Source organism: Streptomyces sp. WM6386 (assembly GCF_000972385.1).
Taxonomy (GTDB): Bacteria; Actinomycetota; Actinomycetes; order Streptomycetales; family Streptomycetaceae; genus Streptomyces.
On the sequence record NZ_JXTE01000065.1, the window covers coordinates 1 to 18,542 of the forward strand.

General features: G+C 70.0%; 17 protein-coding genes and 1 tRNA gene. 7 read left to right on the forward strand and 11 right to left on the reverse strand.

What is annotated here, in order from left to right:
- The 4 genes from TN53_RS48540 to TN53_RS31540 all read right to left on the reverse strand — a co-directional run.
- Positions 1-216: hypothetical protein (locus tag TN53_RS48540; RefSeq protein WP_234441741.1), on the reverse strand; the 216-nt coding region annotated here is incomplete at its 3' end.
- Entirely contained in the window at positions 213-1,160 is a 948-nt protein-coding gene (gene pfkB, locus TN53_RS31530) for a 1-phosphofructokinase (RefSeq protein WP_046262156.1), read from the reverse strand. The genes TN53_RS48540 and pfkB, both read right to left, overlap by 4 nt.
- Positions 1,157-1,918 carry a DeoR/GlpR family DNA-binding transcription regulator gene (locus TN53_RS31535; protein ID WP_046262157.1) on the reverse strand — a complete coding sequence of 254 codons (762 nt, stop codon included), beginning with the start codon at positions 1,916-1,918 and terminating at the stop codon, positions 1,157-1,159. Before TN53_RS31535 ends, pfkB begins: the two co-directional genes overlap by 4 nt.
- 250 nt (positions 1,919-2,168) lie before the next feature.
- Positions 2,169-3,701, reverse strand: a complete 1,533-nt coding sequence (locus TN53_RS31540) for an MFS transporter (protein ID WP_046262158.1) — start codon at positions 3,699-3,701, stop codon at positions 2,169-2,171.
- A 62-nt stretch (positions 3,702-3,763) separates the two neighbouring features.
- Between TN53_RS31540 and TN53_RS31545 the strand changes: the two genes are divergently transcribed.
- Positions 3,764-4,729 (forward strand): helix-turn-helix transcriptional regulator, encoded by a 966-nt coding sequence (locus tag TN53_RS31545; protein WP_046262159.1) that lies wholly within the window; start codon positions 3,764-3,766, stop codon positions 4,727-4,729.
- A 441-nt stretch (positions 4,730-5,170) separates the two neighbouring features.
- On the opposite strand, the gene TN53_RS31550 is transcribed toward TN53_RS31545, so the two are convergent.
- Positions 5,171-6,166, reverse strand: a complete 996-nt coding sequence (locus tag TN53_RS31550) for a sigma-70 family RNA polymerase sigma factor (RefSeq protein ID WP_046262160.1) — start codon at positions 6,164-6,166, stop codon at positions 5,171-5,173.
- Positions 6,167-6,347: 181 nt separating this feature from the next.
- Here TN53_RS31550 and TN53_RS31555 point away from each other — a divergent pair, with 181 nt between their 5' ends.
- The gene (locus TN53_RS31555) at positions 6,348-6,866 is read left to right on the forward strand and encodes a GNAT family N-acetyltransferase (protein ID WP_046262161.1); all 519 of its coding nucleotides are present in this window, start codon (positions 6,348-6,350) and stop codon (positions 6,864-6,866) included.
- Positions 6,867-6,879: 13 nt separating this feature from the next.
- Here the strand turns inward: TN53_RS31555 and TN53_RS31560 are convergent, their stop codons facing one another.
- Positions 6,880-7,671, reverse strand: coding sequence for a dioxygenase (locus TN53_RS31560; RefSeq protein ID WP_046262162.1), 792 nt, complete (start codon positions 7,669-7,671; stop codon positions 6,880-6,882).
- Between the two features lie 109 nt (positions 7,672-7,780).
- Between TN53_RS31560 and TN53_RS31565 the strand changes: the two genes are divergently transcribed.
- Positions 7,781-8,296 carry a MarR family winged helix-turn-helix transcriptional regulator gene (locus TN53_RS31565; protein ID WP_046262193.1) on the forward strand — a complete coding sequence of 172 codons (516 nt, stop codon included), beginning with the start codon at positions 7,781-7,783 and terminating at the stop codon, positions 8,294-8,296.
- 115 nt (positions 8,297-8,411) lie between these two features.
- On the opposite strand, the gene TN53_RS31570 is transcribed toward TN53_RS31565, so the two are convergent.
- On the reverse strand, positions 8,412-9,962 hold the full coding sequence (locus tag TN53_RS31570; RefSeq protein ID WP_046262163.1) for an MFS transporter: 1,551 nt from the start codon (positions 9,960-9,962) through the stop codon (positions 8,412-8,414).
- A gap of 122 nt (positions 9,963-10,084) precedes the next feature.
- Positions 10,085-10,726 (reverse strand): TetR/AcrR family transcriptional regulator, encoded by a 642-nt coding sequence (locus TN53_RS31575; RefSeq protein ID WP_199924676.1) that lies wholly within the window; start codon positions 10,724-10,726, stop codon positions 10,085-10,087.
- Positions 10,727-10,982: 256 nt separating this feature from the next.
- Between TN53_RS31575 and TN53_RS31580 the strand changes: the two genes are divergently transcribed.
- The 3 genes from TN53_RS31580 to TN53_RS31590 all read left to right on the forward strand — a co-directional run bounded on the left by TN53_RS31580 (position 10,983) and on the right by TN53_RS31590 (position 14,180).
- Complete coding sequence (locus TN53_RS31580) at positions 10,983-12,263, forward strand: M6 family metalloprotease domain-containing protein (protein WP_046262165.1); 1,281 nt, start codon at positions 10,983-10,985, stop codon at positions 12,261-12,263.
- Positions 12,264-12,318: 55 nt separating this feature from the next.
- The gene (locus TN53_RS31585; protein ID WP_046262166.1) at positions 12,319-13,992 is read left to right on the forward strand and encodes an IclR family transcriptional regulator domain-containing protein; all 1,674 of its coding nucleotides are present in this window, start codon (positions 12,319-12,321) and stop codon (positions 13,990-13,992) included.
- 112 nt (positions 13,993-14,104) lie between these two features.
- Positions 14,105-14,180: transfer RNA gene (locus TN53_RS31590), tRNA-Arg, on the forward strand.
- A gap of 25 nt (positions 14,181-14,205) precedes the next feature.
- Here the strand turns inward: TN53_RS31590 and TN53_RS31595 are convergent.
- From TN53_RS31595 to chvE, 3 genes are all read right to left on the reverse strand, one after another.
- Positions 14,206-15,507 (reverse strand): PP2C family protein-serine/threonine phosphatase, encoded by a 1,302-nt coding sequence (locus TN53_RS31595; RefSeq protein WP_199924677.1) that lies wholly within the window; start codon positions 15,505-15,507, stop codon positions 14,206-14,208.
- A gap of 95 nt (positions 15,508-15,602) precedes the next feature.
- Positions 15,603-16,364: an IclR family transcriptional regulator gene (locus TN53_RS31600; protein ID WP_046262167.1), complete on the reverse strand. Its 762-nt coding sequence runs from the start codon at positions 16,362-16,364 to the stop codon at positions 15,603-15,605.
- A 133-nt stretch (positions 16,365-16,497) separates the two neighbouring features.
- Positions 16,498-17,595, reverse strand: a complete 1,098-nt coding sequence (gene chvE, locus TN53_RS31605; protein ID WP_095046830.1) for a multiple monosaccharide ABC transporter substrate-binding protein — start codon at positions 17,593-17,595, stop codon at positions 16,498-16,500.
- 301 nt (positions 17,596-17,896) lie between these two features.
- Here chvE and TN53_RS31610 point away from each other — a divergent pair, with 301 nt between their 5' ends.
- The gene (locus TN53_RS31610) at positions 17,897-18,118 is read left to right on the forward strand and encodes a hypothetical protein (RefSeq protein WP_046262169.1); all 222 of its coding nucleotides are present in this window, start codon (positions 17,897-17,899) and stop codon (positions 18,116-18,118) included.
- Positions 18,119-18,542 lie beyond the last annotated feature (424 nt).

Genomic DNA, 18,542 nt, shown 5'->3' on the forward strand with positions numbered 1-18,542 from the left:
GGTGGGGGCGGAGCCGGGGAAGCCCCGCCCCCACCGGGCGGCAGGGCGGCTCAGGTGGCCCTGCCGCCCGCAGGCCGCGGCGGGTAACGGGGAGCCTCGCCGCTTCATGGCCGGTTCACCGGAGGGTGCGCCGCACGCCACCGGCGCCGACACCGTCGTACCTGCGCCGCGCGCCACCGGCGCCGACACCGTCGTAGAAGCCGTCAGGTCGCTCATGACACCGGCTCCTTCAGCACACGGTCCACCGGCACCTCGGCTGTCACCGAAACCGCTGCCGGGTCCAGGTCGCCCGGCGTCGGCATCACGCTGCCCGGCAGCTGTACCGCCGCCGCGCCGTGCGCGACCGCCGAGGCCAGTGCCTCCGGGCCGCTGCCGCCGGCGATCAGGAAGCCGGCCAGGGAGGAGTCGCCGGCGCCCACGTTGCTGCGGACGACGTCCACCCGCGCGCTCGCGAACCAGGTGCCCGCGCCGTCCACGAGCAGTTGTCCGTCCGCGCCCAGGCTCGCGAGCACGGCGCGTGCGCCCATCTCGCGCAGCTCCTCGGCCGCCTTCACCGCGTCGCCCACCGTCGCCAGGGGGCGCCCGACGGCCTCCGCGAGCTCCTCCGCGTTCGGCTTCACCACGTCGGGCCGCTCGCGCAGCGCCTCCAGCAGCGCACGCCCCGAGGTGTCCAGCGCGATCCGCGCGCCTCCGGCGTGCGCCCGCGCGACCACCTCGGCGTACCACGACGGCGCGAGCCCCCGCGGCAGGCTCCCGCAGCACGCGATCCAGTCCGCGTCGCGCGACTGCGCGCGCACCGTCTCCAGGAGCAGCTCCTGCTCCTCCGCCGACAGCTCGGGACCCGGCGCGTTGATCTTCGTGAGCACCCCGTCCGCCTCCGCGAGCGCGATGTTCGAGCGGGTGGCGCCCGCGACCGGGACCGGCGCGACCTCGATGCCCTGCGCGTGGAGCAGATCCGCCACGAGCGCCCCCGGCGCACCGCCCAGGGGCAGTACCGCGACCGTGCGCTGCCCCGCGGCCGCCACGGCACGCGAGACGTTCACGCCCTTGCCGCCCGGGTCCATGCGTTCGCCGGTGGCGCGGATGACCTCGCCACGGTCGAGCGAGGGGACCTCGTAGGTGCGGTCCAGGGACGGGTTCGGGGTGACGGTGAGGATCATGCGCGCACTACTTCCGTGCCGCCGCGTTCGATCGCGAGGGCGTCTTCGGGGCTCAGCCCGCTGTCGGTGATCAGCAGGTCCACGTCGCTCAGGTCGCCGAAGCGGGCGAAGTGCTCCTGGCCGTGCTTGGCGGAGTCGGCGAGCAGCACCACGCGGCGGGCGGCGGCCACGGCCGCCCGCTTCACCGCGGCCTCGGCGAGGTCGGGGGTGGTCAGGCCATGGTCGGCGGAGAAGCCATTGGCCGCCACAAAAAGGACATCGGCTCGGATTTCTCCGTACGCGCGGAGCGCCCAGGCGTCGACGGCGGCGCGCGTACGGTGCCGCACGCGCCCGCCGACGAGGTGGAGTTGGATGCCGGGGTGGTCCGCGAGGCGGGCCGCGATCGGCAGGCTGTGCGTGACGACGGTGAGGGAGGCCTCCAGCGGGATGGCGGCGGCGAGGCGCGCCACCGTCGTGCCGGCGTCGAGGATCAGGGTGCCCTCGGTCGGCAGCTCCGCGAGGGCGGCCTTGGCGATGTGGTCCTTCTCGTCGGCCGCCGTCGTCTCGCGCTCGGCGAGGTCCGGCTCGAAGTCGAGGCGCCCGGCGGGGATGGCACCGCCGTGCACCCGGCGGAGCAGGCCCGCCCGGTCGAGGGCCTTGAGGTCCCGGCGGATCGTCTCCGCGGTGACCTGGAACTCCTCGGCCAGCGACACCACGTCCACCCGCCCGCCGTCACGCGCGAGCCGGAGGATCTCCTGCTGCCGCTCCGGTGCGTACATGTCCGTTCGCCTCCGACTCAACGTCCGGTCGCTCCCGACCGATGCCCGAACTTGTGGTTTCGCTCGGAGGCTACGCCCGGATTTCCAGAAAGTAAACAGGTTCGGGCATCAGTCGGACATGAACGGGCCTGGAGGTCAGGCATGAACGGACTTCCGGCCCGCCCCAGGACGGTCCGTCGGGCCTGCTCACGGCATACGGAAGGCCCGGCGCCCCGGGTGGAACCCAGGTGCCGGGCCTTTTCCCCTGCGTTCAGACGAGCTCCGGCTCCTTCTCCCCCACCGGGCCCACGGCCCCCTCCGGCGCCTCGGCCCCCTCCACGTGCCGCTCCGCCCGCTTCGGCAGCGCGAACATCAGCAGGAAGATCACGCCCATCACCGCGGCCACCCACCACAGCGCGTGCTGGAAGGCGTTCACGAAGGCCGGACCCACGTCGACGGGCCGCAGATCGTCGGCGATCGTGCCGAAGAAGACCACCGAGACCAGACCGAGTCCGAGCGCGTTGCCCATCTGCTGCACGGTGTTGATCAGACCGGACGCCGAGCCGGCGTGCTCGCGCGGGACGCCCGAGAGCACCATGTCGGTCAGCGGGGCGAAGATCAGGCCCATGCCGACGCCCATCACGACCAGGGGCAGGGCCATCTGCCAGGGGGCGATGGACATGCCGTAGCGGTCGGCCTCCCAGAGGTAGAGCAGGACGCCCGCCGCCATGGTGAGCGCGCCCGCCTGGAGCACCTTGCGGCCGAAGCGCGGGACCAGCTTCTGCACGGACAGGCCGGCCGCCACGGAGACCGCGATCGAGAACGGGACACCGGTCAGACCCGCCTTCAGCGGACGCCAGCCCAGACCGGTCTGCATGTAGAGCGTCCACACCAGGAAGAAGATGCCGAGCCCGATCCCGAACACGGTCTGCACCGCGATGCCGGCCGCGAAGCTCTTCACCTTGAACAGCGACAGTTCGACCAGCGGGGAGCCGTCCCGAGCGCTCTTGCGCCGCTCGTAGGCCACCAGCGCCCCGAAGACGACGAGCGCGCCGCCCATCGACAGATACCCCCACAGCGGCCAGTCCAGCTCACGGCCGCGGGTCAGCGGGTAGAGCAGCATGAGCAGACCCAGCGTCACCAGGGCGACGCCCACCAGGTCCAGCTTCAGCGCGCGCGGCGCCCTGGACTCGGTGATGTAGCGGCTGCCGAGGATCAGGCCCGCGATGCCGACCGGCAGGTTGATGAGGAAGATCGGTCGCCACTCCAGACCGAACAGGTTCCACTCCGTCAGCAGCGCGCCGAGCAGCGGTCCGGACACGGCACCCAGGCCCACGATCGCGCCGAAGAGCCCGAAGACCTTGCCGCGCTCGTGCGCCGGGAACGTCGCGTGCACGATCGACAGCACCTGCGGCACCATCAGCGCCGCCATGGCGCCCTGCAGGATCCGCGCGGCGACCAGCATCTCCGGGTTCGCGGCGAAGCCGCACAGCGCGGAGGCGAGGGTGAAGCCGCCGATGCCGAAGAGGAACAGCCGCTTGCGGCCGTGGATGTCGCCGAGCCGTCCGCCGGTGATGAGACCGGCGGCGAAGGCGAGCGCGTAGCCGGCGGTGATCCACTGGATCTGGCTGACGGACGCGCCCGCCTCGGCCTGGATGGAGGGAATCGCGATGTTGACGATCGTGACGTCGACGAGGTCCATGAAGGCCGCGGTCATCACGATCGCGAGGGCGAACCAGCGACGACGGTCGGGCTGGGACGGCTGGCTTGTCCGGCTGTCCACAAAGGGTTCGGTGGAGGTCATGTCCCGAAGCTACGACCGCATTAGGTCAGATCGTGTCCTAGTTCTACGGCATCCTCGAACTCATGACGACGGACACCCCGGCACGGCTCCTCCAGCTCCTCTCGCTCCTCCAGACCCCGCGGGAATGGCCGGGAGGCGAGCTCTCCGACCGCCTCGGCGTCTCCCGCCGTACCGTGCGGCGGGACATCGACCGGCTGCGCGAGCTGGGCTATCCCGTGCAGGCGACGAAGGGGGCCGACGGCGGTTATCGGCTGGTCGCGGGGAAGGCGATGCCGCCGCTCGTCCTCGACGACGAGGAGGCGGTGGCGATCGCGGTGGGGCTGCGGGCCGGGGCCGGGCACGCGCTGGAGGGCGTCGACGAGGCGTCGGTACGGGCACTGGCGAAGCTGGAGCAGGTGCTGCCGTCTCGGCTGCGCCGGCGGGTGTCGACCCTGCAGGCCGCGACCACACCGCTGACCAGCGGGGACGGGGCGAGCATCGCGCCGGAGACGCTGACCGTGATGGCCTCCACCGTGGCCGGTCACGAGCGGCTGCGGTTCGCCTATCGGGCGAAGGACGGGGTCGACTCGCGGCGCGTGGTCGAGCCGTATCGGCTGGTGTCGACGGGGCAGCGGTGGTACCTCGTCGCCTACGACCTCGATCGCACCGACTGGCGGACCTTCCGGGTCGACCGGGTGAGCGAGCCGTTCGCGACCGGGGCGCGGTTCGCTCCGCGGGAGTTGCCGACGGGGAGTGCGGCGGAGTATCTGCGGCAGTCGATGCACCGGCGGCAGGAGACGTACGGGATCGACGTGACCTTCGAGGCGCCGGCCTCCCACATCGCGGCGCGGCTGCCGAAGTGGCTCGGGGCGCCGGAGGAGTTGGGGGACGGGCGGTGCCGGCTGCGGACGACCGTGGGCGATGCCGTGGAGTGGATGGCGGTACGGCTGGCAATGGTGGACTGCGAGTTCACGGTGCGGGAGCCTGAGGAACTCGTGCGCTGCGTACGGGAGTTGGGCGGGCGGCTGAGCCGGGCGGCGGGTGGGTGACCCGGCCGGGCCGAGTGCGTCCGGGGTGGGGCCGGACGGCTTCGCGGCAGGCTGGACGGCGGGCTTCCCCGAACCTGAACCCCGGGGATGCCCGCCGGATGGCAGATTGTGTCACATGGGCATAGCTTGCCGGTGTGAGCGAGCCCACGCGGACGCCGGTTCCCGGGTGGGCCGCCGCCGCGAAAAGGGCAGAGCCGGACCCCGGCACCCGGGGGGAGAGCGCCGAAGTCCGGCTCGCGGAGAGTCCCGGCGCCGGGGGGAGTGCGTCGGGACTTGGTCATGAGGGCCCGGGCTCTCGCCCGGGACCCGAACTCATGGGCCCTGAAGTCTTTTTCCCAGGGTCCTGCCTGTTGAAGCGGCCTGACACCGCCGTGTTTGCGCCGCTTTCACGACCCGGCGCACGCGGGCACACGGCCCGTGAGGCAAGCCGTGTCCCAGCCCTTACGCCGCCGCGTCGAACCCGGTGTCCCGGGCGAGCTTCTTCAGCTCCAGCAGCGCGTGCTTCTCGATCTGCCGGATGCGCTCGCGCGTCAGGCCGTGCTCCTTGCCGACCTCGGTCAGCGTGCGCTCCCGGCCGTCCTCGATGCCGTAACGCATCTTGATGATGGAGGCCGTGCGCTGGTCGAGGCGGCCGATCAGGTCGTCCAGCTCCTCGCTGCGCAGCAGCGTCAGCACCGACTGCTCCGGGGAGACCGCGGAGGTGTCCTCGAGCAGATCGCCGAACTGGGTGTCGCCGTCGTCGTCCACCGCCATGTTCAGCGAGACCGGGTCGCGGGCCCAGTCCAGGACGTCGATCACACGGTCGGCGTTCGAGTCGAGCTCGGCGGCGATCTCCGCGGGCTCCGGGTCACGGCCGTGCTCGCGGTTGAACTCGCGCTGCACACGGCGGATCCGGCCCAGCTCCTCGACCAGGTGGACGGGGAGACGGATGGTGCGGGACTGGTCCGCTATCGAGCGGGTGATGGCCTGACGGATCCACCAGGTCGCGTACGTCGAGAACTTGAAGCCCTTGGCGTAGTCGAACTTCTCGACCGCGCGCACCAGACCGGCATTGCCCTCCTGGATCAGGTCGAGCAGGGGCAGGCCGGCACGGGGGTAGCGGCGGGCCACGGCGACGACCAGACGGAGATTCGAGCGGATGAAGACGTCCTTGGCCCGCTCGCTCTCGTCGACCAACGCCTCGAGCTCCTCGCGGGTGGCGTCCGCCTTGGACTCCTCGTGTCCGTCGAGGAGCTGTCGGGCGAACACACCCGCCTCGATGATCTGTGACAGCTCGACCTCCTTGGCGGCGTCGAGCAGCGGTGTACGCGCGATCTCGTCGAGGTACATGCCGACCAGGTCGCGGTCGGCGATCTCGCCGCCATGGGCGCGAACACTGCTTGCCGCGTCGGTCCCGCCAGTGGCGGACTTACGACGGGCGACGGCACGGGTTGCCATGCGTGCTCCCTTGCGATGGTGGGCTGGCGGTGGTCCGGTGGACGCCTGGCGCCTGCTTCGGCACTGTCCTCGGGTGCCCTGCATCCGTTGGAAACAACGACTGGAATCAGGACAGAATTCCCACCCACGCCTCTATTTTTCTGATCATGCAGTACCCTGTGCGGCCACACGGGGAGGTCGGATGACAACGGAACGTACAGAGGTGCAGGTCAGGCCAGGAGTCGAGGCAGACCTCAAGGCCCTCACGGACATCTACAACCACTACGTACGTGAGACGCCGATCACATTCGATACGACCGTCTTCACCCCGGAAGAGCGTCGTCCTTGGCTGCTCTCCCACCCTGAAGACGGTCCGCATCTCCTAAAAGTTGCCGCGGACGCGGACTCACAGGAAATTCTGGGCTACGCCACATCCAGTCCGTTCCGCGCGAAGCCCGCGTACGGGACCTCCGTCGAGGTGACGATCTATCTCGCCCCGCACACGGGCGGCCGCGGGATCGGCACGCTCCTCTACAAGGCCCTCTTCGAGTCGCTGGCCGAGCAGGACCTGCACCGCGCCTACGCGGGCATCGCCCAGCCCAACGAGGCGTCCGCGCGGCTGCACGAGCGCTTCGGCTTCCGGCACGTCGGCACGTACCGGGAGGTCGGCAGGAAGTTCGGGCGGTACTGGGACGTGGCCTGGTACGAGAAGGAGCTGTAGGCCGATCTCAGCCTCAGCCGAACTGCACCGACCGCTTCGCCATCCCGAGCCAGAACCCGTCGATCACGGACTTCTGCGCGTCCAGCTCACCGGCCACGTCGGCCGCGCCCATGGTGACGAACAGGGGCGCGAAGTGCTCGGTGCGCGGATGGGCGTAGCGGCCCGCCGGGGCCTTGTTCAGGAAGTCCAGCAGGGAGTCCACATCACGCGTCTCCAGCGCCCGCCGGCCCCAGTCGTCGAACTCCGAGGACCAGGTGGGCACGCCGCCGCCGGTGTGCCGCAGCGCGGCCAGGTTGTGGGTGAAGAACCCGGAGCCCACGATCAGCACGCCCTCGTCGCGCAGCGGCGCGAGCTTGCGCCCGATCTCCATGAGCCTGACGGGGTCGAGGGTGGGCATGGAGATCTGCAGGACCGGGATGTCGGCCTCGGGGAACATCTCGACGAGCGGGACGTAGGCGCCGTGGTCGAGGCCGCGGTCGGGGATGTCCTGCACCGGGATGCCCGGAGCGCGCAGCAGCTTGCGTACGGACTCGGCGAGCCGCGGGGCGCCGGGGGCCTCGTACTTCACCTTGTAGTAGTGCTCGGGGAAGCCCCAGAAGTCGTAGACGAGCGGGACGGTCTCCACCGCGCCCAGCGCGAGGGGAGCCTCTTCCCAGTGGGCGGAGACCATGAGGATCGCCTTGGGGCGCGGCAGGTCCGCGGACCAGGCGGCGAGCTCACCGGGCCAGACCGGGTCGTCGGCGAGGGGTGGGGCGCCATGGCTGAGGTAGAGCGCGGGCATGCGTTCCTGGGTGGCGGCGGACATGACTGCGGCTCCCTCCGGGCGGTGTTGCTTGAAGTCTAAAACGCCTTACGAAAAAAGTGTACGTCGAACTTGTTTAACATTCAAGGAGGGCTCTCGTACGATGGGAAACATGAACACGGCATCCCCATCCCCGACCGCTGAAGAGCCCCGCTGGCTGACCGCCGAGGAGCAGCTCGTCTGGCGCTCCTACGTCCATGCGACAACCCTCCTCGAAGACCACATGGACCGCCAGCTCCAGCGTGACGCGGGCATGCCGCACGTCTACTACGGCCTTCTCGTCAAGCTCGCCGAGTCCCCGGAGCAGCGGCTGCGCATGACCGAGCTGGCCATGGACGCGAAGATCACCCGCTCCCGCCTCTCGCACGCCATCGCCCGCCTGGAGAAGAACGGCTGGGTGCGGCGCGAGGACTGCCCCTCCGACAAGCGCGGCCAGTTCGCGGTGCTGACGGAACAGGGCCGCCAGATGCTCGCGCAGGCCGCGCCGGGCCATGTGGCCGTCGTACGCAACGCCGTGTTCAACCGGCTCACCCCGGAACAGCAGAAGTCCCTCGGCGAGATCATGCAGATCGTCGCCGAGGGACTCCAGCCCAACGAAGCGGGTGCGGACCTGCCCTGGCTCCGCTGAGCCGCTCACTCAGCAGAACCAGGGCAGATCCTGGGGTTCGTACGTTCGGAGCGTCCCCGTCCCCGTACGTACGAACAGCCCGAAGGGGTACGACCTGTCGGTCGTCGTCAGTGACTCAGTGAGCCACGACCGGCACCGGCAGCTCGGCGCCGTCTTCTGCCGATCCTTCGCCGGAGCCGGTGACCACAGAGGTGTCGGGCTTGCCGGAGTTGACGAGGACCACCACGATGACCGCGGCCAGGGCCAGCATGCCGACGGCGAACCAGATGGCGTTGGTGTAGCCGTGCACCTGACCCTCCAGCGCCACCAGCTGCTGCTGCGACCTGGAGCTCGCGGAGCCGATGTGGTCCTTGATGTACGAGGTCGTGGCCGACGCGGCGATCGTGTTCAGCAGGGCCGTACCGATCGCGCCGCCCACCTGCTGCGAGGTGTTGACCATCGCGGAGGCGACACCGGCGTCCCGGGGCTCGACGCCCAGGGTGGCCAGGGACATGGCGGGCATGAACGCCGTACCCATGCCGAGACCGAGCAGCAGCATCGCGGGCAGGATGATCGAGGCGTACGACGAGCCGATCTCCAGCTGCGTCATGAAGAGCATGCCGACCGCGGCGACCAGGAAGCCGGGGCCCATCAGCGCGCGGGCCGGCAGACGGGTCATCAGGCGGGTGCCGATCTGGGTGGAGCCGACCATCATGCCGACGATCATCGGCATGAAGGCGAAGCCGGTCTTGATCGGCGAGAAGCCCTTCACGATCTGCAGGTAGTAGGTGAGGAACAGGAAGGTGCCGAACATCGCGATGATGGCGATGCCGAGCGAGAGGTAGATGCCACCGCGGTTGCGGTCGGTCACCACGCGCAGCGGCAGCAGCGGGGCCTTGACCTTGGCCTCGGTGATGACGAAGGCGATGAGCAGGACCGCCGACGCGACGAACATGCCGACCGTCAGGGAGTCGCCCCAGCCGTTGGACTCGGCGCGGGTGAAGCCGTAGACCAGCGCGACCAGGCCCAGCGTGGAGAGCAGGACGCCGGGGATGTCGAGCGGGTTGCGGTTGCGGCCGCCCTCGGGCTCACGGATGACGAAGTACGCGCCGAGCGCGGCGACGATCGCGAACGGGATGTTGACGAAGAACGTCCAGCGCCAGTCCATGTACTCGGTCAGCACACCACCGAGGATGAAGCCCACGGCGCCACCGCCACCGGCGATCGCACCGTAGATGCCGAACGCCTTGGCACGCTCCTTGGCGTCCGTGAACATCACGGCGAGCAGGGAGAGCGCGGCGGGCGCGAGCAGGGCGCCGAAGACACCCTGGAGGGCGCGGGCGCCGAACATCATCGCCTCGTTGGTGGCGGCGCCACCGAGCGCGGAGGCGCCGGCGAAGCCGATCAGACCGACGACGAAGGCGTTCTTACGGCCCCACAGGTCGGCGATCCGGCCGCCGAACAGGAGCAGACCACCGAAGGCGAGGGCATAGGCCGTGACGACCCACTGCCGGTTGCCGTCGGAGATGCCCAGGTCGGTCTGGGCGGAGGGCAGGGCGATGTTCACGATGGTCGCGTCGAGGACGACCATCAGCTGGGCGAGCGCGATGAAGATGAGCGCTTTCCAGCGGTTGGGGTCGCCGGTGACGGCGGCCGATCCGGGAGCCTTGGAGGCTGTTTCAGACATGGGGATACCCACTTCGGGACTTCGTGACGGAAAAAGGGAGTGTCAAGGGGACGGTCCGTCGTCGGTGACGGCCGGTGAACGTCGTTACGTCATGGACTGCTGTGGAGCTCTGGACTCATCGGTCAGGCCTGGCGCAGGTCCTCCATGGTCATGGCCGTGCCCGGCAGGACGGATCGGGCCGGGGCCCGCAGCCCGTCGAGGAACAGCTGCAGATGGCGGTGGACGAAGCGGTCGGCGTGGAGGCAGGCGGTACCGGCCGGGGGCCGGCTGAGCTGGGCCACGACGATCATGAGGTCGCCGGAGTCCACATCGGTGCGGAGCTGTCCGGCCGCCTTGGCGCGGTCCATGAGCTCCACGATCAGCTCCTCGCACCGCAGTCGCGAGGCCTCCAGGTCCGGGTGGTTCTGGTCGAAGGTGCTCTGGACCATCGGGCACAGCGCGCTGACCCGCTCGTCGGCGGAGGTGTGCACGAAGCGCTCCAGGGCCTCGAAGGCGTCCCCGGTCTCGGCGAGCGCGAGCTCGGCCGCCTCCGTCGTCCGGTCCATGACGGAGCAGACGACCTCGCGGACGAGTGCGTCGCGGTCGGGGAAGTTGCGGTACACCGTGGCGTTTCCGACGCCGGCGCGGCGGGCGATCTCGTCGAGCGGCACGTCGGGGCCGAACTCGGTGAACATCTCCCGGGCGGCGGTGACGATGCGCTCCCGGTTGCGCAGGGCGTCGGCACGGGGCCGGGTCACCTTCTTCTGCACAGTGGTCGCGGTCACGGTGTGCTCCTCGGGCAGCTGGTGGGCGATCCGGGGAGCGTCTCCCCGTTTCGCGCGGACACAGGTCTAAACGGGGAGACGCTCCCCGGTTATTTCAGGTTGAGCGAGAGATTTCATGTGACCTGAGTCACAAGCCTCGATCCGAGAACCCACGTTCGGTCTCCTCCAGCGCGCGCCCCCGCATCCCTTCGACACAGGGTGATCGAAAGGGTGCAGCTGGTGGACCTGCGGCTGCCGTGGACGGAGAGGGCCGTGCATGCAGCAGACCAGCCGTCGGATACGTCCGCGCCGCCTGGCCGCCCTCGTTTCCGTGACCGCGCTGACGCTCGGGGTGTGCACCTCGGCCGGCACCGGGCACCTCAGGGCGCTGCCCACGCCGGCCGGGGCCGGACCGATCGCGCTGGCCCGCGGCTCCGCCCACGGACCCTGCATGATCCGCGGCGGCACCGCGGTCCAGATGTCGGAGGGCGTCCCCACCTCCGGCGGCTACTCCCGCTCCACCGGCACCGTCCGCGCCCTCACCCTGATGATCGACTTCTCGGACGCGCCGGGCCGGGGCAGGGCGCTGGACCGCTTCGACGAGTTCTTCCCGCAGACCCGGGACTGGTTCCGCACCAGTTCCTACGGCCGTCTCGACTACCGCGCCGAGACACCGATCCCCGGGTGGCTGCGCATGCCGAAGTCCTTCGCGTCGTACGGCATAGAGCGTGGCGCCCCCTTCGACCCCGGCTACCGGGACCTGGTCCAGGACATCGTGGCCGCCGCCGACCCGAAGGTGGACTTCCGGTCGTACGACTTCCTGAACGTGCTGGTCACCCCGAACGCCGGCCCCTCCGCGCTGGACACGGTCCTGTCGGTGACCTTCGCCGGCAACCCCGACGCCCCGGTCGCCGACGGCGTCCCGGTCGCCAACGCGTCCTTCGTCTACTCCCGCCAGGACGACGGCTCCGGCTCCTACGGGCAGACCGGCTACCGCGTCCTGCCCCACGAGAACGGCCATGTCTTCGGCCTGCCCGACCTCTACACGGCGGGCGGCGGCGGCGCGGTCGGCCACTGGGACATCATGAGCGAGGACTGGGGCGCCAACAACGACCTCCTCGGCTGGCACAAGTGGAAGCTGGGCTGGCTGGACGCCTCCCAGGTCAGCTGTGTGACGACGCCGGGCACCACCGAGTACACGCTGACCCCGCTGGCCCGCCGGGGCGGCGCCAAGCTGCTCTTCGTCCCGGTCAGCGGCCGCACCGGGTACGCCGTCGAGCTGCGCACCCGCGAGGGCAACGACGAGGCCGTGTGCCGGCCCGGCCTGCTGATCTACAAGGTCGACGCGGACGTGGACACCGGCATGGGACCGGTGACGGTCTACGACTCCGAGCGCGACAGCGGCGGCTGCACGCGCAGCCCGAACGTCCACGCGGAACTCTCCGACGCCCCCTTCGCGCCCGGCGAGGACTTCGAGGACCGCAGGAAGGGCATCCGGATCACGGTGGCGGGGGCGGATCTGGCCGGGGACTACCGGGTGCGGGTGACGCGGCGGTAAGGACGGGCAGGTCGGGATTACCGTAGGCCTCCTGCGACCGCCGTACGGAGAGCCGATGCCCGCGAAGACGACCATGGACGTATGGACCGGCTCCGCCGCCGTACCCGCGGAGGCGGTCACGCCGCTGATCCGCGGTGTCGCCGTGCTGCGGGAGCTCACCGAGGCGGGCGGCACGCTGAGCCCGAGCGCGCTGGAACGCGCCACGGGCCTCGCCCGCTCCACGGTCGACCGCATCACCTCGACGCTGGCACGCATGGGATACGTCCGCCTGGACGGCCGTGACGTGCTCCTGGCCCCCCGTCTGATGGAACTCGGCAACGCCTATCTGGCCGCCCTGCGCCTGCCGGCGCCGCTGTCCTCGCGGGCGGACGCGCTGGCCGACGAGTTGGACGAGTCCGTGTCGCTGGCGGTCGCCGACCGCGACGGCATCCGCTTCATCCACCAGGCCACCCGCCGCCGCGCGATGTCCCTGAGCTTCCGCATCGGCGACCTGCTCCCGGCCGAACGCACCGCGCCCGGCGCCCTGTTCGCGGCGGAGTGGGACGAGCCGGAGTGGCAGGCCTGGCGCGCCCGCCGGGCGGCGGACCCGCGGGACCAGGGCTTCCCGGCCGTACCCTCGCGTGAACACGAAGACGAGGAAGGGGAGTTCGAGCAACGGGCGCTGGAGACGCGGTCCACGGGCTGGGCCCTGGACGACCAGTTGATCGAACCGGGTCTGGTGGCGGTCTCGGTCCCCGTACGGGACCCCCGTACCGGACGGATCGCGTGCGCGGTGAGCGTCGTGAGCCACACCAGCCGGCACACCGCGGCAGGCCTGCGCGACACCCTGCTGCCGCGGCTGCGGGCGGCGGTGGCGGACATGGAGCGGGAGCTGCGGGAGACGGAACCCTCCGTGACCGGGACCCCGTCGGGGCTGGCGACCTGGACCGGCGCGTCCAAGCAGGAACTCGGCAGGGAGTTCATCGAGTCCCTGGCCCGGGGTCTGACGGTCCTGACCGCCTTCGGCGAGGGCCGGGCCGCCCTGACCCTGACGGAGGTGGCGAAGGCGACGGGCCTGGCGCGGGCGACGGCACGCAGGGCGCTGATCACCTACGAGCACCTGGGCCTGGTGACGGCGACCGCGCACCGCACGTTCACGCTGACGCCGCGCGTGCTGTCGCTCGGCTTCCCGCCCCTGTCCCGCACCTCCTTGCCTCAGATCGCGACACCGCATCTGGCCGGGCTGACGTCCCGCATCCACGAGTCGGCGTCGCTGGCGGTGCTGACGCCTCCCGGCGCGGAGATCCAGTACACGGCGAGGGTCGCGACGAACCGCGTGATGAGCGTGAACCTGACCGTGGGCACGCGCCTCCCGGCGTACGCGACCTCCATGGGCCGTGTGCTCCTCGCCGACCTCCCCGCGGCGGAGCGCACCCTCGGCGAGCTGCGCCCCCTGACATCCCGCACCCTGACGGACCCCAGGGCGCTCGCCCGTGTCCTCACCGACGTACGGAACCAGGGCTACGCCCTCGTCGACGAGGAACTGGAGGCGGGCCTGCGCTCGATCGCGGTTCCCGTGCGGGACCGTACCGGCCGGGTGGTGGCGGCCCTGAACACGGCGATGCACACGACCCGGCGGACGCCCGCGGAGTGCGTGACGGACCTGCTGCCCGAGCTGCGGGCGACGGCGACGGCCATCGAGCGGGACTTCCACACGGCGGGCAGGTTCACGCGGGTGCCGACGGCATGAGGTCCCCTACGGCCGAGTCGCCGAGCTCTCCGGCCCGCCCCCAACCCGCTGATCGCCGCCCCGCCACCCGCTACACTGGCCGCGGTGCCACAGGCCTACCGGCCCGCACCATGCCTTCGTAGCTCAGGGGATAGAGCACGGCTCTCCTAAAGCCGGTGTCGCAGGTTCGAATCCTGCCGAGGGCACCACGCGTTACCGAGCCTGACCTGGGGTTCATCCCCCAAGGAGGCGCTCTGTTCGGCCTCGGACCTCTCGTCCGGGGCCGTTTGCGTGAGCGGACGAATCGCCAGGTGCCGAAATTTCTCCCACGAAGGCGGCGACAGGGCTTTTGCCGCCGACGTCCGACGCCGCTTCGGCAACGGCGGCGACGCTTGCGGATACGGCCGGTTTGCGGAGCAGGAGCAGCGCCGCGTCGTCGTGCAGCCGGCCGCCCACATGCGCCAGCAGTTCGTCATGGAGCGCGGTGAGGGTGTCGGCCGGCTCGTCGGACAGGTGGCGGGCCAGCCCTTCGGCGAGCGGGTAGAACTCACGGCCTTGGTTGCGGGCCTCGGTGACCCCGTCGGTGTAGAGCAGCAGTTGATCCCCGTCGGCGAAAGCCAGCACCTGGAGGCTGGGAGTCTCGTCCGTGAGGGAGCGCAGCCCGAGGGGCGGGGCCGGATGGACAGGCTCCACCGCCACGACGGTGCCGGATGCGCGCACCAGCAGCGGAGGCGCGTGTCCACAGTTGACCACCTCCAGATGGCCTGCCCGCGGGTACCCGACGACCACGGCGGTGACGAAGTCGTCAACACCGAGGTTGCGGGCCAGGCTCCGCTCGATCCTGCCGACGACGGCGAAGAGATCGGGCTCGTCGTAGGCGGCCTCACGGAAGACTCCGAGTACGAGTGCGGCGGTGCCCACGGCCGGCAGTCCTTTGCCGCGCACATCGCCGACGATCAGTCTGACCCCGTACGGGGTGGGCACCAGGGCGTAGAAATCCCCGCCGATCCGGGCCTCCGCCGCCGCGGCGCTGTAGCGGACGGCCACCTGGAACGGGCCGACGGTCGCCGGTACGGGCTTGAGGAGCGCATGCTGGGCGGCCTCCGCGACCGAGCGGACGGCCGCGAGCACCCGTTCACGACGCCAGCGCAGCGCGCTGGCGAGGCCACTTGCCAGAGTGACGGCCGCCAGGGCGGACAGTACGGCCGTCAGCTCATGTCCCGGAACACCGTCCCGGGTGCCGAGCACCGCGCCCAGCACCGCGGCGAGAAGGCCGACACACAGGACTCCGCGCGGCCCGCCCGTGGTGGCGGCCAGCGCGGGGCCGGCCGCGAGCAGTGGCAGCCAGATCGTCCCCGCTCCGCACGCGACGTCGACCAGCACGACGACGGAGACGATCAGCACGGGCAGGGCGGGTGTGACGGCGGCGAACTGTGCGGCGGCGCCTTTTCGGGCCGTCGACCCGGGACCGGCACATCGGTTCCTGAACGGCCGTATCAGCCAGTGGTCGCCGCCATGGTCTGGAGCCTGACTCATGCTTCGTCCGTAGTCCTCACCTTGTGCGGGGGCTGCTCAGATATCCCTTTCATCCAGGAAAGAGGTATGGCTCCGGCGCCACAAGGAGGGGATTTTCAGATAGTGAGCGACAGACCCCTGGTCACGCGACTCGCGGTCGGGATCAGCCGCGCCAGGATCTCCTCGAGTCGGGAGAGCCGGTCCGCCCGCAGCGAGACGCCGAGCGAGCCGAGTGTGTCCCCGCTGTAGACGGGCACGGCGACACAGACCGTACCGAGGGCGTACTCCTCCAGGTCCGTGACGGCCGGGGCCACGGGTGAGGAGTCGAGACGCCGGAGCAGTTCGGCGGAGCTGGTGATGGTCCGCGGTGTGAGGTCGGCGAGCGAGTGCCGGGAGAGGTAGTCCTTGCGGGAGGCGTCGTCCAGCTCCCGCAGCACTGACTTGCCCAACGCGGTGGCGTGCCCCGCGTCCTCGAATCCCACCCAGAGATCGACACGGGGCGCCTGGGGGCCGTCGACGATCTCGGCGACTCGGATCTCCCCCTCCTCGTAGAAGGTGAGGTAGGCGGCGGTTGCGAGGTCGTCCCGCAGAGCGGCGAGCGTGGGACGGACGCGGCTGAGCAGGGCCTGCCCGCGGCCCGCGGTGTGCACCATCTGCAGCTTGTCGCCCAGGACGAACCCGCCGTCGTCCAGCTTCCGTACGTATCCGTCGTGGACCAGCGTCCGCAGCAGGTGATAGGCGGTGGCCAGGGGCAGTCCCGTCTCGCGTGCCAGTTGCTTCGCCGGTGCGCCGTTCCCGTGTGTGCTCACCGCCTCCAGCAGTCGAAGGGCCCGCTGCACGGAAGTGATGAGCGTAGGGCCACCGTTGTGAGCACCCATACGACCAGCGTGCGCCGAGCACACGACGCAGGCAAGGCGCGCGCCCCTTCGCCACTCCCCACGGCGGGCGCCGCCGGCGCAAAGGGCCCCGGACCGATCATGGTCCGGGGCCCTTTGCGTCGAGGCCGCGCCGCTACTTGAGCTCGTCGGCGGTGAAGTACTCGTCCGATATCAGCACGTCGTAGTTGGACTTGTCGACGCTCGTCGGCTGGAGGAGGACGGCGGGGACGGGCTTGACGCCGTTCTTGTAGGTCACGGAGTTGTCGATCGAGACCACGCGGTCGTTGAGTATCTCGTCGACCATGTTCGCGGCGGCGTCGGCGAGCCGGCGGACGTCCTTGTAGACGGTCTGCGACTGCCCGCCCGCGATGATCGACTTCACCGAGGCCAGTTCGGCGTCCTGGCCGGTGACGACGGGGAGGGGTTTGGCGTCGGTGCCGTAGCCGTCCAGGGTCAGCGCGGCCAGGACACCCCGGGAGATGCCGTCGTAGGGCGACAGGACCGCGTCGACCTTCCTGGCGCCGTAGGACCCGTTGAGGATGTCGGTCATGCGCTTCTGCGCGGTGGGCCCGTCCCAGCGCAGGGTGGTGATCTTTTCGAGCTCGGTCTGGCCGGACGGCACGATCAACTGCTTGCTGTCCAGGAACGGCTGCAGGAGCGCCATCGAACCGTCGAAGAAGTACTTGGTGTTGTTGTCGTCGGGGGAACCGGCGAACAGCTCGATGTTGAACGGGCCCTTGCCGTCCTCCAGACCGAGCTTCTCGATGATGAAGTGGGCCTGCATCCGGCCGACCATCTCGTTGTCGAAGGAGACGTAGTAGTCGACGTCCTTGGTGCCGAGGATGAGCCGGTCGTAGGCGATCACCGGAATCTCCGCGGCGGCCGCCTTCTTCAGCACGCCGTTCAGCGACGTGTTGTCGATGGCCGCGATGACCAGCGCGTCGACGCCCTGCTGGATCAGTTTCTCGATCTGGGAGACCTGGGCCTTGGGGTCGTCGTCGCCGTAGACCAGCTTGGACTTGTACTGCATGGCCTTCAGGCCCGCGACGAGGGTCTTGCCGTCGGTGAGCCAGCGCTCGGAGGCGCGGGTCGGCATGGCGATGCCGACGGTACCGCCCGCGGAACCGCCCCCCGAAGTGCCGCTGGTGCTGCCTTCGCTCTCCTTGCCGCAGGCGGACAGGGGGAAGGCGAGTAAAGCGGCTCCGGCGAGGACGGCTCTTCGATTGAGCATGGTGATTGTTCCTAGTTCTTCTCGTCGTTGAGGAGATGGCGAGTGATCAGCCGGCGGACCTCACTCAAGCCGTTCGAAATGTCGTCGCATGATCGGAATATTGGCGAGGACAGTAAGGGGAGGTGCGCGAGGTGTCAACGGTGTGAACAGGAACGGTTACAGAAAGGTGCGACCAGAGGGGATTGTGAGGGGATCAGGAGCCGTGGTGGGGGCCTGGTCGTTCACAGGAGTCACCAAAGCGTCGTCACTCCGATATGGACGACTGCCCCGCGCGAGGGCGCGCGGGCGCATACTAGGCACAATGACAAAGCCATCTGCACCGAAGCGTCACTTGCCCACCAGCCCCTTCAAGGCCCCGGTCGCACCACCGCTCAAGGAGTTCGCGGTGGGCGACCAGGTCACACACGACATGTACGGTCTCGGCCGCGTGATCGGCATCGAGGACGGAATCGCGGCGTTCGTCGATTTCGGTTCGGTGCAGCAGCGGATCCTGAGCCCGTACACCAAGATGAGCAAGCTGTAGGACCGCGGTGCCCGGTCAGGGCACCGCGGCTCTCTTCATGGCTCTGCACCGAACGGAACATCTCTCATCGACGTGAATTCGCTGTTCTCCGCCCCGGAAGGGACGCCCAGCTCCGCCGCCGCGGCATCGCCGCCCCCGGCGACCAACCCCTTCCAAGCCCCGGACTTCGGGGAAGACGAGACCTTCCCGATCGAGGACGCACAGACCTCCTCTTGATCGGAAAATCCTCGAAACATTCGTAAAGTCGAAGCCCTGCCTTGATCTTGCCCAGGCAGGCACTGTCGATCAACCTCGGTGCAACTCCTCAAACAGGGGCACTGAGCAGGCAAGACAGTCGTGCCAGCCTTCCTCTCCTCGCTCGAACGTTTCGAAACAATTACCGAAACTATTGACAGTTGTCAGGGTCACTCCAAAGCTGTCGACG